This is a genomic window from Thioalkalivibrio versutus, assembly GCF_001999325.1.
Taxonomy (GTDB): domain Bacteria; phylum Pseudomonadota; class Gammaproteobacteria; order Ectothiorhodospirales; family Ectothiorhodospiraceae; genus Thioalkalivibrio; species Thioalkalivibrio versutus.
Window position 1 is genome coordinate 1 of sequence record NZ_MVAR01000029.1, and the last position, 14,133, is coordinate 14,133.

General features: G+C 68.3%; 13 protein-coding genes. 12 read left to right on the plus strand and 1 reads right to left on the minus strand.

The annotated features are described in order from the left end of the window. Nucleotides 1-94 precede the first annotated feature (94 nt). The 9 genes from folK (at nucleotide 95) to B0684_RS10665 (ending at nucleotide 8,319) form a co-directional block, all read left to right on the plus strand. On the plus strand, nucleotides 95-640 hold the full coding sequence (gene folK / locus B0684_RS10625) for a 2-amino-4-hydroxy-6-hydroxymethyldihydropteridine diphosphokinase (protein ID WP_018168076.1): 546 nt from the start codon (nucleotides 95-97) through the stop codon (nucleotides 638-640). Then, nucleotides 637-1,287: a deoxynucleoside kinase gene (locus tag B0684_RS10630; protein ID WP_018144144.1), complete on the plus strand. Its 651-nt coding sequence runs from the start codon at nucleotides 637-639 to the stop codon at nucleotides 1,285-1,287. Before folK ends, B0684_RS10630 begins: the two co-directional genes overlap by 4 nt. 34 nt (nucleotides 1,288-1,321) lie before the next feature. Next, on the plus strand, nucleotides 1,322-2,116 hold the full coding sequence (gene panB, locus B0684_RS10635; RefSeq protein ID WP_018168077.1) for a 3-methyl-2-oxobutanoate hydroxymethyltransferase: 795 nt from the start codon (nucleotides 1,322-1,324) through the stop codon (nucleotides 2,114-2,116). 30 nt (nucleotides 2,117-2,146) lie between these two features. Then, entirely contained in the window at nucleotides 2,147-3,025 is an 879-nt protein-coding gene (gene panC / locus B0684_RS10640) for a pantoate--beta-alanine ligase (RefSeq protein ID WP_018649707.1), read from the plus strand. Nucleotides 3,026-3,345: 320 nt separating this feature from the next. Further along, nucleotides 3,346-3,726 (plus strand): aspartate 1-decarboxylase, encoded by a 381-nt coding sequence (panD, locus tag B0684_RS10645; protein WP_018144141.1) that lies wholly within the window; start codon nucleotides 3,346-3,348, stop codon nucleotides 3,724-3,726. A gap of 68 nt (nucleotides 3,727-3,794) precedes the next feature. Then, nucleotides 3,795-4,955 carry an ADP-forming succinate--CoA ligase subunit beta gene (gene sucC / locus B0684_RS10650; protein WP_018649708.1) on the plus strand — a complete coding sequence of 387 codons (1,161 nt, stop codon included), beginning with the start codon at nucleotides 3,795-3,797 and terminating at the stop codon, nucleotides 4,953-4,955. Continuing rightward, the gene (gene sucD / locus B0684_RS10655; RefSeq protein WP_018649709.1) at nucleotides 4,952-5,830 is read left to right on the plus strand and encodes a succinate--CoA ligase subunit alpha; all 879 of its coding nucleotides are present in this window, start codon (nucleotides 4,952-4,954) and stop codon (nucleotides 5,828-5,830) included. Before sucC ends, sucD begins: the two co-directional genes overlap by 4 nt. Nucleotides 5,831-5,837: 7 nt before the next feature. After that, nucleotides 5,838-7,532 carry an NAD+ synthase gene (locus B0684_RS10660; RefSeq protein ID WP_018649710.1) on the plus strand — a complete coding sequence of 565 codons (1,695 nt, stop codon included), beginning with the start codon at nucleotides 5,838-5,840 and terminating at the stop codon, nucleotides 7,530-7,532. Between the two features lie 448 nt (nucleotides 7,533-7,980). Next, a complete protein-coding gene (locus B0684_RS10665) occupies nucleotides 7,981-8,319 on the plus strand; it encodes a P-II family nitrogen regulator (RefSeq protein WP_017940393.1) in 339 nt (112 codons plus the stop codon). A gap of 265 nt (nucleotides 8,320-8,584) precedes the next feature. Here the strand turns inward: B0684_RS10665 and B0684_RS10670 are convergent, their stop codons facing one another. Next, nucleotides 8,585-9,427, minus strand: a complete 843-nt coding sequence (locus B0684_RS10670; RefSeq protein ID WP_018168082.1) for an outer membrane protein assembly factor BamD — start codon at nucleotides 9,425-9,427, stop codon at nucleotides 8,585-8,587. A 79-nt stretch (nucleotides 9,428-9,506) separates the two neighbouring features. On the opposite strand from B0684_RS10670, the gene rluD reads away from it, so the two are divergent. From rluD to clpB, 3 genes are all read left to right on the plus strand, one after another. Then, entirely contained in the window at nucleotides 9,507-10,466 is a 960-nt protein-coding gene (gene rluD, locus B0684_RS10675) for a 23S rRNA pseudouridine(1911/1915/1917) synthase RluD (protein ID WP_018649711.1), read from the plus strand. Beyond that, nucleotides 10,459-11,241 carry a peptidoglycan editing factor PgeF gene (gene pgeF, locus B0684_RS10680; RefSeq protein WP_018175811.1) on the plus strand — a complete coding sequence of 261 codons (783 nt, stop codon included), beginning with the start codon at nucleotides 10,459-10,461 and terminating at the stop codon, nucleotides 11,239-11,241. The genes rluD and pgeF overlap by 8 nt, the downstream gene beginning before the upstream one ends. A gap of 270 nt (nucleotides 11,242-11,511) precedes the next feature. Further along, entirely contained in the window at nucleotides 11,512-14,094 is a 2,583-nt protein-coding gene (gene clpB, locus B0684_RS10685; RefSeq protein ID WP_018649712.1) for an ATP-dependent chaperone ClpB, read from the plus strand. The last annotated feature ends 39 nt before the right edge of the window (nucleotides 14,095-14,133 follow it).

Below are 14,133 nucleotides of genomic sequence, written 5' to 3' on the forward strand. Positions count from 1 at the left end.
GCCGTGGCGGCCGGCGCCGGCGTCGGGGACGCAAGGGCGGCGCCGGCGCGAGCGCCGATGCGGGCGCAAACCCGGAATCGGGGGGTGGCGGCGAATGAGCAGCGAGCCTGCCCGCGGCGTGCACGCGTTCATCGGGATCGGCGCCAACCTGGGTGACCCCGAGACGCAGGTGCGGGACTCCTTTGCCCGGCTGGCGCATGAGTTGCCGCAAACGCGTCTGATCGGGCGCTCGCGGCTGTTCCGTAACCCGCCGATGGGCCCGCAGGACCAGCCCGACTACGTGAACGCCGTGGCCCGTCTGCACACCCGGCTGGAGCCGCTGGACCTGCTGGCGGAGCTGCAGGCCATCGAGTGCGCCTGCGGGCGCGAGCGGGACGGTACCCGCTGGGGGCCGCGCCTGCTGGATCTGGACCTGCTGCTGTTCGGCGAGCAGTCGCTGGATCTGCCGGGACTGAAGGTGCCGCACGCCGGGATCGCCGAGCGCGACTTCGTGATCCTGCCGCTGCTGGAGCTGGCGCCGTCGCTGCAGATCCCGGGAGTGGGGTCGCTGGATCGGCTGGCGCAGCGCTTCGACGGTGCGAGCCTGATCCCGATCGCGGAACCGCAGGAGGCCGTGGCGACTGCGGAGGGACGCGGATGAGCCTTGCCGATTTCGATTTCATCGCGGTAGAGGGACCGATTGGGGTCGGCAAGTCCAGCCTGGCCAAGCGCCTGGCCGAGCACCTGCAGGCGGAGGGCATCTTCGAGGCCCCGGACGAGAACCCTTTCCTGGATCGCTTCTATCAGGAACCGGACAAGCACGCCCTGGCGACCCAGTTGCACTTCCTGGTGCAGCGCGTGCGCCAGCTGACGCCGCTGGCGCAGAAGGGCCTGTTCGAGCAGCGCCATGTGTCCGACTACCTGATGGACAAGGACCCGCTGTTCGCCGAGCTGAACCTGCATCCGGACGAGCTGGAGATCTACCGCGAGATGTTCCGGCATCTGCGCGGGGGGCTGCCGCGCCCGGACCTGGTGGTCTACCTGCAGGCGCCGGTGGAGGTGCTGCAGGAGCGCATCCGCCGCCGGGCGCGACCGTACGAACGTCACATCGAGGCCGGTTATCTGGAGCGCTTGAACGCGGCCTATGCGGAATTCTTCTATCATTTCGAAGGACCGGCGCTCGTGATTGTGAACGCCACCGAGATCGACTGGGTGAACAACCCGGCCGACTTTGACCAGCTGGTGCAGTTCCTGGAGCCGATCCAGGGCGGGCGGCACTACTTCAACCCGTTGCCGATCTCGCTTTGAGGCTGGCAAGCCGGACTGCCCGGGAGGCATGAGCATGCGTCCGATTACCGTGAATACCCTGGCCCAGCGCAAGCAGGCGGGCGAACCCATCGCTTGCCTCACGGCCTATGATGCAGCCTTCGCCGGGTTGCTGGATCGCTGTGGGGTCGACGTGATCCTGGTCGGCGATTCCCTGGGCATGGTGGTCCAGGGGCATGCGACCACCCTGCCAGTGACGCTGGAGGACATGGTCTACCATGTAGCCAACGTGGCCCGCGGCAGTGAGAACGCGCTGATCATGGCCGACATCCCGTTCCTTGGCGATGTCGATCCCGCTACCGCGCTGGTCCAGTCCGGGGCGCTCCTGCGCGCCGGGGCTCACATGGTCAAGGTGGAATGCGGCGCGATGGAGGTCCCCGTGGTCGAGCGCCTGGTCGCCGCCGGGATTCCCGTCTGTGCCCATCTGGGCCTGACCCCGCAGGCGGTGCACCGTCTCGGCGGGCACCGCGTGCAGGGGCGCGACCCGAAGGCTGCGGCGGAGCTGGAATCCCTGGCCGCCCAGCTGGAGAACGCCGGGGCCCAGGCCCTGCTGCTGGAGGGTATCCCCGAGAGCCTGGCCGATGTCATCGTGCGCAGTGCAGGGGTCCCGGTGATCGGGATTGGCGCCAGCCCGCGTTGCGATGGTCAAGTGCTTGTCTTGACCGACGTGATCGGCCTGACGCCCGAGCCGCCGCGCTTCGCGCGCGATTTCCTTGCCGAGGGCGGTTCCCTGGAGGGCGCCGTCCGCGGATACTGTGACGCGGTGCGGGCGCGAGCCTTCCCCGAATCCGGCGTGCATACCTTCAGTTAACTGCGTTTCCCAAAGGATGGATCCTGGCCCATGAGAATCCTGCGTGATCGGCCGCAACTGGTGGCCATGCATCGAGAGTGGTCCCGCAAGGGGCGCGGTACCGTGGCGCTGGTGCCCACGATGGGCAACCTCCACGAGGGCCATATGACCGTGATCCGGCATGCCCGGGCGCGGGCCCAGCGGGTGGTGGTGTCGATCTTCGTCAATCCACTGCAATTCGACCGCGCCGAGGATCTGGAGCGCTATCCGCGCACCCTCGACGAGGACGCCCGGCTGGCGACGAATGCCGGTGTGGACGCCTTGTTCTGTCCCAGTGAAGAGGACATGTACCCTGCCGACGGCCTGCCCCCGGTGCAGGTCGTGGTGCCGGTGCTTTCCGAGATCCTGGAGGGTGCCTATCGCCAGGGGCACTTTGAGGGCGTGGCCACCGTGGTGACCAAGCTGTTCAACCTGGTGCGCCCGGATCTGGCCCTGTTCGGCGAGAAGGATTACCAGCAGTTCAAGTTGATCGAGCGCATGGTGCAGGGGCTCGACATCCCCACCCGGGTGGAGGCAGTCCCGACCGTGCGCGAGCCGGACGGCCTGGCCTTCAGTTCACGCAACAGCCAGCTGTCGGAAGAGGCGCGGGCCGTGGCACCCGAGCTCAAGCGGGTGCTGGACGAGGTGGCGACCGTCTGCCGCACGGCCACCAAATTCGACGCCGACCGCATCGCCGAGGTGGAGGCCCGCGCCAGCGAGCGTCTGCGCGAGGCCGGCTTCGAGCCCGAATACCTCTCCATCCGCCGTGCGGAAAACCTGATGGAGCCGGAAACCCATGCGCCCCTGGCCGAGCAGGACCTGGTGGTCCTGGCCGCCGTCTGGCTGGAAGGCGTCCGCCTGATCGACAACGCCCGCACCCGTACCGACTGACGCTGCTTGTTTCGGCTACCCCGAAGCACACGAAGAAATTCAAGAGTCATCCACAGAAGACGGGCAGGTTAAAGGGTGAGGGTGGTGCTGCAGGGCGCTGACAATCGGTAACGTTCTTGCGGGCCCCCGAACGCTGGGTCCATTCCTTTTTTGCCACTCGTTCTGTCTTCCAGCCTGCCTGTAAATCGCCCTCGAATTTCTCCGTGTCTTCGCGCGCTTCACGGTGAAAAACCATCGACTCGAGAAGGCGCGTTTGCCGTATCCGCCGGGATCGCGGATAATTTTCCGCCCTTCCGAGGTTCAAGCCGGGAATTCGCCGTATGTTTGTCACTATGCTGAAAGGCAAGCTGCATCAGGGCCGGGTCACGCATTGCGAGCTGGAATACGAGGGCTCCTGTGCCATCGACACGCGTCTGCTGGACGCCGCCGGCATCCTGCCGTTCGAGCAGATCCAGATCTACAACGTCGACAACGGCGAGCGCTTTACCACCTACGCGATCGAGGGCGAGGCCGGCTCCGGGATCATTTCGGTCAACGGCGCGGCCGCACACAAGGCCGCGGTGGGCCATCGCGTGATCATCTGTGCCTATGGCCAGATGGAGGCCGCCGAGGCCCGCGAATTCACTCCCGACCTGGTCTATCTCGACGCCGGCAACCGCATCGTGCGCACCGGTAACGGCATTCCGGTCCAGGCCGCTTAAGAACACTCTCCTTCGCGCGCGCCTCCCGCAGTTGTCGGGCCGGGGCTGCGCCGCTATCCTCGACGCCCATGAATCTCCACGAATTCCAGGCCAAGGCGCGCTTTCGCGACGCCGGTATCCCCGTCCCCGAAGGTCAGGTGATCGACGCCGCCGAGCAGGTCTCCGGGGCCTGGCAGGCGCTGGGTGCCGAGCGCGCGCTGGTCAAGGCCCAGGTGCACTCGGGTGGTCGCGGCAAGGCCGGTGGCGTGGTCATGGCGGATTCCGCCGATGCTGCGCGCGAGGCGGCGCAAAAGCTGCTGGGTTCGCGCCTGGTGACCGGCCAGAGCGGCCCCGACGGACTGCCAGTGGACCAGCTGCTGCTGGAGCCGGCGGCGGACATCGCCCGCGAGTTCTATTTCGCGATGCTGGTGGATCGTTCGCGCGAGCGCCTGGCGCTGGTGGTCTCCGCCGAGGGCGGCATGGACATCGAGACCCTGGCGGCGGAGCGCCCCGAGGCCGTGGTGACCTTGCCGATCCATCCGGCCACCGGCGTGATGCCCTTCCACGGCCGCCGGGTCGCCGCCACCCTGGGCCTGTCCGGCGACGCGGCGAAGGCGATGGCGCAACTGGTGACCAATGCCCATGCCCTGTTCCAGCAGCTCGACGCGCAGCTCCTCGAGATCAACCCGCTGGTGCTGACCCATGAGGATCAGCTGCTGGCGATCGACGCGAAACTGACCATCGACGACTCCGCCGCCTACCGCCAGAAGGCGCTGTTCGCGGAGCGTGACGTGCGCCAGCGCGACCCTGCCGAGGAACAGGCGCACGAGCACGACCTCAACTACATCCGCCTGGACGGCTCGATCGGCTGCATGGTCAACGGCGCCGGGCTGGCAATGGCGACCATGGACCTGATCCAGCACCACGGCGGCTCGCCGGCCAACTTCCTCGATGTCGGCGGCGGTACGACGGTGGAACGGGTGACCGCAGCGTTCAAGCTGATCCTGTCGGACCCATCGGTGAAGGCGGTGCTGGTGAATATCTTTGGCGGCATCGTGCGCTGCGACCTGATCGCCGAGGGCATTATCGCCGCGATCCGCGAGATCCAGGTTCAGGTGCCGGTGGTGGTGCGCCTGGAGGGCACCAACGCCGAGCAGGGCCGCGCCGCGCTGGCCAACTCCGGCCTGGACGTGATCCCGGCCGCCGATCTGGACGCGGCGGCGCGCGCCGTGGTGGAGGCCGTGGCATGAGCATCCTCGTCGACCGCGACACCCGGGTGATCTGCCAGGGCTTCACCGGCAAGCAGGGCAGTTTTCACTCGGAGCAGGCCATCGCCTACGGCACGCGCCTGGTCGGGGGCGTGACCCCGGGCAAGGGCGGCCAGGCCCACCTGGATCGGCCGGTGTTCGATACCGTCGCCGATGCGGTGGCGCAGACCGGCGCCACGGTCAGCATGATCTACGTCCCGGCGCCGTTTGCGGCCGACGCGATCTGCGAGGCGGCGGATGCCGGGATCGAACTGGCCGTTTGCATCACCGAGGGCATCCCGGTCCAGGACATGGTGCGGGTCAAGCAGGTACTGGCCGGCAGCCCCACGCGCCTGATCGGCCCGAATTGCCCGGGCATCATCACCCCGGAGGCCTGCAAGGTCGGGATCATGCCCGGCTATATCCACAGCCGCGGGCGCATCGGCATCATCTCGCGCTCGGGCACCCTGACCTACGAGGCGGTCAAGCAGACCTCGGACCTCGGGCTTGGTCAGAGCACCTGCGTGGGCATCGGCGGTGACCCGATCCAGGGCCTCGACTTTGTCGACTGCCTGCGCCTGTTCCGCGATGACCCGGAGACCGACGGCGTGCTGATGGTGGGCGAGATCGGCGGTGATGCCGAGGAACGCGCCGCACGCTATATCGCGGACGAATTCGACAAGCCGGTAGCCGCCTATATTGCCGGCGCCACGGCGCCCCCGGGGCGACGCATGGGTCATGCCGGCGCGATCATCGCCGGTGGCCAGGGTACCGCGGAGCAGAAGATGACGGCCCTGCGCGAGGCCGGCGCGACCGTGGCGGAGAGCCCGGCCGAGCTGGGCGCCGCGATGCAGTCCGCGCTCGCCCGCCGCGCCTGAGTCGCCGATGACCCCTGACCAGCCTCTGCGTCTGGCCCTGGCCCAGATCAATCCGGTCGTGGGCGGGCTGGACGACAATCGCCACCAAATCCTCGAGGCCATCGAGCAGGCCCGTGCCGGTGGCGCCCGCGCGGTGGTGTTCCCCGAACTCGCGGTCACCGGTTATCCCCCCGAGGATCTGCTGCTGCGCCCGGCCTTCCTGCTGGGTGTGGAGCGCGCGGTGGTGGCGATCACCAAGGCGGTCCGGGGCATCGACGTGATCCTGGGGGCCCCTGTGCGCAGCGACGCCGGCCTGATCAACGCGGCCCTGTGGCTGCGCGACGGGGCCTGTATCGCGCGCTACGCCAAGCAGGTTCTGCCTAACTATTCGGTATTCGACGAGCAGCGCTATTTCGTTGCTGGCGATGCTCCCTGCGTGGTCGAGCTGGATGGCTGGCAGATCGGGCTGACCGTCTGCGAGGACATCTGGCAGCCGGGTCCGGCCGCCGGGGCGCAGGCTGCCGGGGCCGAGCTCCTGCTGAATCTCAACGCCTCGCCCTACCACCGCGGCAAGGCCGAGGAACGCCTGCAGGTGGTCGGGGCGCGGGTGGCCGAGACCGGCTGCCCGGTGGTCTACGTGAACCAGGTGGGCGGGCAGGACGAACTGGTGTTCGACGGCCGCTCGTTCGTGCACGACCCGGTCAACGGGGCCCGCGCCGTGCTGCCCGCCTGGGCCACCGGCCAGGGCCAGGTAGAGGCAAGTCGCAGTGCGCAGGGGCCGGTCCTGCGGTCCCGCGACGAGCACATGCATCTGTCCGCCTGCGGCATGCTTCCGACCCTGACCGACCCTGGCCCGGAACCGGACGAGGCGGACGCCCGTGACCTCTATCAGGCGCTGATGATCGGCATCCGTGACTACGTGAGCAAGAACGGCTTCCCGGGGGTATTGCTGGGCCTGTCTGGCGGCATCGACTCCGGCCTGACCGCGGCCTTGGCGGCGGATGCGCTGGGCCCGGCGGCGGTGACCGCGGTGATGATGCCCTATCGTTACACCGCCTCGATGAGCATCGAGGATGCGGAGGAGCAGGCGCGGCTTCTGGGCCTCGAATACCACGAGATCGCCATCGAGCCGATGGTGGAGAGCTTCATGGCCGGGCTGGGGGATGCTTTGGCGGCCTACCCGGCCGGGGCGGGGGATGTGACCGAACAGAACCTGCAGGCGCGCGCTCGCGGCGTGCTGCTGATGGCGCTGTCCAACCGCAGCGGCAAGCTGCTGCTGGCCACCGGCAACAAGTCCGAGATGGCGGTGGGCTATTCCACGCTGTACGGCGACATGAATGGCGGTTTCGCGCCACTGAAGGACGTCTCCAAGCAGTGGGTGTACCGCCTGGCACGCTGGCGCAACACGTGCGGCGCGGCGATCCCGCCGCGGGTGATCGAGCGCCCGCCCAGCGCCGAGCTGGCGCCGGATCAGCAGGATGCCGACTCGCTGCCCCCATACGATGTGCTGGACGCGATCCTCGAGGCCTTCGTCGAGCAGGAGCAGTCGGTCGCCGAGATCGTCGCCCAGGGCTTCGACCGCCCCACGGTGGAGCGCATCGCGCGCATGGTGTTCATCGCCGAGTACAAGCGCCGCCAGGCCGCGCCAGGGGTGCGGGTCAGTCCGCGCGCCTTCGGCCGCGACCGGCGCTACCCGATTACCTCCGGTTATCGTCCGGACTGAGTGATCCCCGACGCCGTACCCGGCCCCCGTCATTGCGAGGAGGCGAAGCCGACGCGGCAACCTCCGTCCGGAACCCTCGACGTTCGCTTTGGCCGGCGTCGCGGTCGTCCAGCGAGATCGCCACGGCGCTGCGCGCCTCGCGATGACGGTGCTTCCCGGTCGCGTCATTGCGAGGCCCCGCAGGGGCCGTCGCATAAAAGCAGCGAAGCTGCGTTGAACGGCCGCAGGCCGGCCCGAAGGGCGAGCGTAGCGAGCAACCTCCGTCCGGAACCACCGGATCCCGGCGCTCTGCCAGCTTCAGGAGGTTGCCGCGGCCCCTGCGGGGCCTCGCAATGACGAGGGCCTCGGACCGCCCTCGGGCGGATCGGCCAGCGCAGCGCCGGGGGTTTGATACACTTCCGGGTGTGAGACAAGCGCCCGCGCAGCGGGCTCAACCAAAGGGATTCGCATGAAGAAGATCGAGGCGATCATCAAGCCGTTCAAGCTGGAAGATGTCCGCGAGGCCCTGACCGAGATGGGCATTGCCGGCATGACCGCGACCGAGGTTCAGGGTTTCGGGCGCCAGAAGGGCCACACGGAACTCTACCGGGGCGCGGAATATGTGGTCGACTTCCTGCCCAAGGTGAAGCTGGAACTGGTGGTGGACGACGACCGTGTCGATCCCTGCATCGACGCGATCGTGAAGGCCTCGCGCACCGGCAAGATCGGGGACGGCAAGATCTTCGTGTCCGACATGTCGCGCGTGGTCCGCATCCGCACCGGCGAAGAGGGCAGCGAGGCCCTCTAGCAGGGCGGAGTTACGGGCATCGTCATTGCGAGGCCCCGCAGGGGCCGTGGCACAAAAGCAGCGAAGCTGCGTTGAACGGCCGCAGGCCGGCCCGAAGGGCGAGCGTAGCGAGTAACCTCCGTCCGGAACCACTGGATCCCGGCGCTCTGCGAACATCAAGAGGTTGCCACGTCGGCTTCGCCTCCTCGCAATGATGGTGCCACCCCCAAGGTGGTGCGGGGGCGCCCGCCGGGGGATGGCTTTACGGTTGCGCCGCTTTCCCCGCTTAATTCGTCAGGAAGGGGATGCGGTCCATCACGCGCCACAGGCCGCGGCGTTCCTCGCCTTCCAGTTCCACCGGTTCGCCGGCGCGCACGGCGACGGCGGCATCCGGGTAGTTCAGTTCCAGCACCGTCATGGTGTTCTCGGCGTGGTCTTCCAGGCCGAGTTCGGTGTAGGCGCGGTGCAGCACGGCCAGGGCCTTCGGCATCACCTCGGCCCCGGGATAGGTGGCCACCACGTTGCGCGCGCGCTGGGCCGCGGCGACCCAGGCGGTACGTTCCATGTAAAACTCCGCCACGCGCAGCTCGTAGGCGGCCAGTGCATTGCGGATGTAGAGCATGCGCTGGTAGGCGTCCGGGGCGTAGCGGCTGTCCGGGAACTCGCGGATCAGGCGGTCGAAGTCCTGGAAGGCCTGGTCGAAGGGTTCCGGGTCCATCTCGGCCGGGTCGCGCGGGAACAGGTTGGCGAGAAAGCCCTGCTGGCGGTTGAAGTTGATCAGCCCGCGCAGGTAGTACGCATAATCGAGGTTCGGATGCCGCGGGTTCAGCTGCACGAAGCGGTCCACGGCCGCCAGGGCGGGCTCCGGCTCGCCGGCCTTGTAGTAGGCATAGGGAATCTCGATCTGCGCCTGCTGGGCGTAGCGCCCGAACGGGTAGCGCGCCTCGAGTTTTTCGTAGTATTCGACGGCCTGATCGTAATTGCCCTCGTTCAGGGCGTTCTTGGCCTCGCCGTAGAGCTGACTGGCAGACCAGCCGAGCGTGGGGTCTTCGCGCCCGGCGCAGCCGGCGACCACGAGCGCCACGAACAGAACGACGAGCAGGCGCGACAGGTGCGGGACAGAAATCACGGCGAGGCCTCACAGATGAACCAAAGTCCAAGGATTCTACAACATCAAGCCCCAGTGGCGACGAGCGGGAGGCCGCGCAATGAGTGAACCGCGTGAGGCCCATCTGCCGGAGGAGGCGGCCGGGCAGCGCCTGGATGCCGCGCTGGCGCAGCTGTTCCCCGAGTATTCGCGCAGCCAGTTGACCCAGTGGCTGAAGGAGGGCGCGCTGCGGGTGGACGGCGCCTCGCCGCGCCCGCGCACGCCGGTTCGAGGCGGCGAGCGGGTGGAACTGATCGCGCCGGACGCCCCGGTGCTGGCGGCGCAGCCCGAGGCCATAGCGCTGGATGTCCTGTACGAGGATGCGGCGGTGCTGGTGATCAACAAGCCGGCCGGGCTGGTGGCCCACCCGGCAGCCGGGCATCGCGACGGCACACTGGTCAATGCCCTGCTGCACCACGCCCCGGAGCTGGCGCAGTTGCCGCGCGCGGGCGTGGTCCACCGCCTCGACAAGGACACCACCGGACTGATGGTGGTCGCGCGCACTCCGGAGGCGCAGACCGCCCTGGTGCGCCAGTTACAGGCGCGCAGCGTGCACCGTGAGTACCGCGCATTGGTCCAGGGTCGGGTGATCAGCGGTGCCACCATCGAGGAGCCGATCGGGCGCCACCCGGTGGATCGCAAGCGCCAGGCGGTGACCGGCGGTGGCAAGCCCGCGGTCACGCATTACCGCGTGGCCGAACGCTTCCCCGCCCATACCCTGCTGAACGTGCGTCTGGAGACCGGCCGTACCCACCAGATCCGCGTACACATGGCGCATATCCGCCACCCGATCGTGGGCGACCTGACCTACGGCGGACGCCCGCGGCCGGTCAAGGGCATGGGTGAGGCGGCCAAGGCCACGGTGGCGGCCTTCAAGCGTCAGGCCCTGCATGCGGCGCGCCTGGAGTTCGAGCACCCGGCCAGCGGCGAACCCTGCGCGTTCGAGGCCCCGCTACCGGAGGACTTCGAGGGCCTGCTTGCAGCCCTGCGCGCCGATGCCCGGGAGACCGGTGATGCCTGAGACCCTGCCCCTGCTGGCGCCGTCCCCCGGCGAACTGCCGGCCGGCGTGCGCGCGGTCCAGACCACGCGGGTGGGCGGCGTCAGTGCCGGGCCCTGGGCCGCGCTGAACCTGGCGCTGCACACCGGCGATGACCCGGAACATGTGGCGGAGAATCGGCGTCGGCTGGAACAGTCTTTGGGGCTGGCCGCGCCGATCGCCTGGCCGCGCCAGGTCCACGGCACCGGCGTGACCAACGCCGACACCCTGCACGCGGCGCTGGAGGCCGGCGACGCGGCCGAGGCCGATGCGGTGGTCAGCAATCAGGCCGGGGTTGTCTGTGCGGTGCAGACCGCCGACTGCCTGCCGGTGGTGTTGGCGACCGCCGATGGCGCGGCGGTGGGGGTCGCGCATGCCGGCTGGCGCGGGCTGGCCGACGGGGTGCTGGAGGCCAGCGTGGAGGCCCTGAAGACGCTGCGCCCGGGGATGCCGATCCAGGCCTGGATGGGGGCGGCCATTGGCCCCGCGGCCTTCGAGGTGGGCCCCGAGGTCCGCGAGGCCTTTGTCGCGCACGACCCGGAGGCCGTTGCCGCGTTCTGCCCCGGCGCCGAGGGCCGCCTGCTGGCGGATTTATACCAGCTGGCCCGGCAGCGCCTGCAGCGGGCCGGGGTGGCGCAGGTCGCCGGTGGCGGACGCTGCACCTTCAGCGAGGCGGATACCTTTTTCTCCTACCGCCGCGATGGCGAGACCGGCCGCATGGGTACGCTCGTCTGGGTCGATCCCGGCCACCTGCGATAACCCCGGCGCTCGGTCCGGCGCGAGGGTTACCCATGGAGATCGCCGCGTCGCTGCGCTCCTCGCGATGACGGTGCTTTTTCCTGCCCCCGTCATTGCGAGGCCCCGCAGGGGCCGTGGCGACCTCCGCGCGCCGCCCCGACGTTCGTTCGTGACGGTGTTGGCGTTTGTCTGATGCGGGCGGTTGCGTCCGTCTATCCTTGAAGGTCGGGGGATTGTCCCCATCATTGGTGTCAGTTCACCCAGATTTGACCGAGGGGTTTCCCAATGCGAATGGATCGCCTGACGACCAAGTTCCAGTCCGCCATCGCGGATGCACAATCACTCGCGGTAGGCCGCGATCACCAGTTCATCGAACCGGCCCACCTCCTGCTGGCCTTGCTGGACCAGGAGGGCGGCACCATCCGCCACGTGCTCGACCGCGCCGGCGCCAACGTGCGCCAGCTGCGCTCCGCGCTGGGCGAGGCGCTGGACCGCCTGCCCAGGGTGGAGGGTGCCGCGGGCGAGGTGCATGTCTCCAATGACCTTGGGCGCATGCTGAATGTCTGCGACAAGCTTGCCCAGGAGCGCAAGGACCAGTACATCCCCAGCGAGCTGTTCCTGCTCGCGGCGATCGCCGAGAAGGCCGGTGTGGGCGAGATGCTGCGCAACGCCGGCGCCAACAAGGACTCCCTGGAGAAGGCCGTGGACGACATGCGCGGCGGTGCCCAGGTGGACGACCCGAACGCCGAGGAGAACCGCCAGGCGCTGGACAAGTACACCATCGACCTCACCGAGCGCGCCGAGCAGGGCAAGCTCGATCCGGTGATCGGGCGTGACGAGGAGATTCGCCGTTCGATCCAGGTCCTGCAGCGGCGCACCAAGAACAACCCGGTGCTGATCGGCGAGCCCGGGGTCGGCAAGACCGCGATTGTCGAGGGCCTGGCCCAGCGCATCATCAACGGCGAGGTGCCCGAGGGCCTGAAGGACAAGCGCGTGCTCGCGCTGGATCTGGGCGCCTTGCTGGCCGGGGCCAAGTACCGCGGCGATTTCGAAGAGCGGCTGAAGTCCGTGCTCAAGGAGCTGTCGCAGGAAGAGGGTCGCGTGATCCTGTTCATCGACGAGATCCATACCCTGGTGGGCGCCGGCAAGGCCGAGGGCGCGATGGACGCCGGCAACATGCTCAAGCCGGCGCTGGCACGTGGCGAGCTGCACTGCATCGGCGCGACCACGCTGGACGAATACCGCCAGAACATCGAGAAGGACGCCGCGCTGGAACGCCGTTTCCAGAAGGTGGTGGTCGACGAGCCCACGCTGGAAGACACCATCGCTATCCTGCGCGGTCTGAAGGAGCGCTACGAGGTCCACCACGGGATCGAGATCACCGACCCGGCGATCGTCGCCGCGGCGCAGCTGTCGCAGCGCTACATCACCGATCGCCAGCTGCCGGACAAGGCGATCGACCTGATCGACGAGGCCAGCTCGCGGATCCGCATGGAGATCGACTCCAAGCCCGAAGTCATGGATCGCCTGGAACGGCGCCTGATTCAGCTGAAGATCGAACGCGAGGCCCTGAAGAAGGAATCCGACGACGCCTCGAAGAAGCGGCTGGATACCCTGGAGGGCGAGATCGATCGCCTGGGGCGCGAGCTCTCCGATCTGGAAGAGGTGTGGAAGTCCGAGAAGGCCTCGGTCTCCGGCGCCGCGCAATTGAAGGAAGAGCTCGAGCGCGCACGTACCGAGCTGGAGACCGCCCGCCGTGCCGGCGACCTGTCGCGCATGTCCGAGTTGCAGTACGGGCGCATCCCGGATCTGGAGAAGTCCCTCGCCATGGCCCACGAGATGGAGAGCCAGGAGACCCAGTTGCTGCGCACCAAGGTGACCGACGAGGAGGTCGCCGAGGTGGTTGCGCGCTGGACCGGCATCCCGGTCTCCAAGATGCTGGAGGGCGAGAAGGACAAGCTGCTGCGCATGGAAGAGGCCGTGGGTGATCGCGTGGTCGGCCAGACGGAAGCCGTGCGCGCGGTGGCCAACGCCATCCGCCGTTCGCGGGCGGGCCTGTCCGATCCGAACCGGCCGAATGGCTCGTTCCTGTTCCTCGGCCCGACCGGGGTCGGCAAGACGGAGCTGACCAAGGCGCTGGCGTCATTCCTGTTCGACACCGAAGAGTCCATGGTGCGCATCGACATGTCCGAGTTCATGGAGAAGCACTCGGTGGCGCGGTTGATCGGGGCGCCCCCGGGCTATGTCGGCTACGAGGAGGGCGGCTACCTGACCGAGGCCGTGCGCCGCAAGCCGTACTCCGTGATCCTGCTGGACGAGGTCGAGAAGGCGCATCCGGATGTCTTCAACGTGCTGCTGCAGGTGCTGGATGATGGTCGTCTGACGGACGGTCATGGTCGCACCGTGGACTTCCGCAACACGGTGATCGTGATGACTTCCAACCTGGGCTCGCAGCAGATCCAGGAGATGGCCGGAGAGGCGAACTACGATGCAATGAAGGCCGCGGTGATGGAGATCGTCGGGCAGCACTTCCGCCCCGAATTCATCAACCGCGTGGATGACGTGGTGGTGTTCCACCCGCTGGAGCGCGAGCAGATCCGGGCAATTGCTGGCATCCAGCTGCAGTTCCTGCGCGACCGCCTGGAGGAACGCGATCTGGGGCTCACCATCACCGACGCCGCGCTCGATCACCTGGGCGCCGCCGGTTTCGACCCGGTGTACGGCGCGCGTCCACTCAAGCGGGCCATCCAGACGCAGATGGAAAACCCGCTGGCCCAGTCGCTGCTGTCCGGCGAATTCGGCCCCGGCGATACCATCGAGGTGGACCTGGCTGGCGACCAGCTTGCCTTTACCCGGGCTGCAGCTGCTGCCTGATCGGGATTTCGCTGTTCCGATCCAACAAGGCCCGCCCCG

Excerpts from the sequence above, each read along its gene's own strand:
- folK (WP_018168076.1), top strand. The coding sequence starts at position 95 with ATGAGCAGCGAGCCTGCCCGCGGCGTGCACGCGTTCATCGGGATCGGC.
- B0684_RS10630 (WP_018144144.1), top strand. The coding sequence starts at position 637 with ATGAGCCTTGCCGATTTCGATTTCATCGCGGTAGAGGGACCGATTGGG.
- panB (WP_018168077.1), top strand. The coding sequence starts at position 1,322 with ATGCGTCCGATTACCGTGAATACCCTGGCCCAGCGCAAGCAGGCGGGC.
- panC (WP_018649707.1), top strand. The coding sequence starts at position 2,147 with ATGAGAATCCTGCGTGATCGGCCGCAACTGGTGGCCATGCATCGAGAG.
- panD (WP_018144141.1), top strand. The coding sequence starts at position 3,346 with ATGTTTGTCACTATGCTGAAAGGCAAGCTGCATCAGGGCCGGGTCACG.
- sucC (WP_018649708.1), top strand. The coding sequence starts at position 3,795 with ATGAATCTCCACGAATTCCAGGCCAAGGCGCGCTTTCGCGACGCCGGT.
- sucD (WP_018649709.1), top strand. The coding sequence starts at position 4,952 with ATGAGCATCCTCGTCGACCGCGACACCCGGGTGATCTGCCAGGGCTTC.
- B0684_RS10660 (WP_018649710.1), top strand. The coding sequence starts at position 5,838 with ATGACCCCTGACCAGCCTCTGCGTCTGGCCCTGGCCCAGATCAATCCG.
- B0684_RS10665 (WP_017940393.1), top strand. The coding sequence starts at position 7,981 with ATGAAGAAGATCGAGGCGATCATCAAGCCGTTCAAGCTGGAAGATGTC.
- rluD (WP_018649711.1), top strand. The coding sequence starts at position 9,507 with ATGAGTGAACCGCGTGAGGCCCATCTGCCGGAGGAGGCGGCCGGGCAG.
- pgeF (WP_018175811.1), top strand. The coding sequence starts at position 10,459 with ATGCCTGAGACCCTGCCCCTGCTGGCGCCGTCCCCCGGCGAACTGCCG.
- clpB (WP_018649712.1), top strand. The coding sequence starts at position 11,512 with ATGGATCGCCTGACGACCAAGTTCCAGTCCGCCATCGCGGATGCACAA.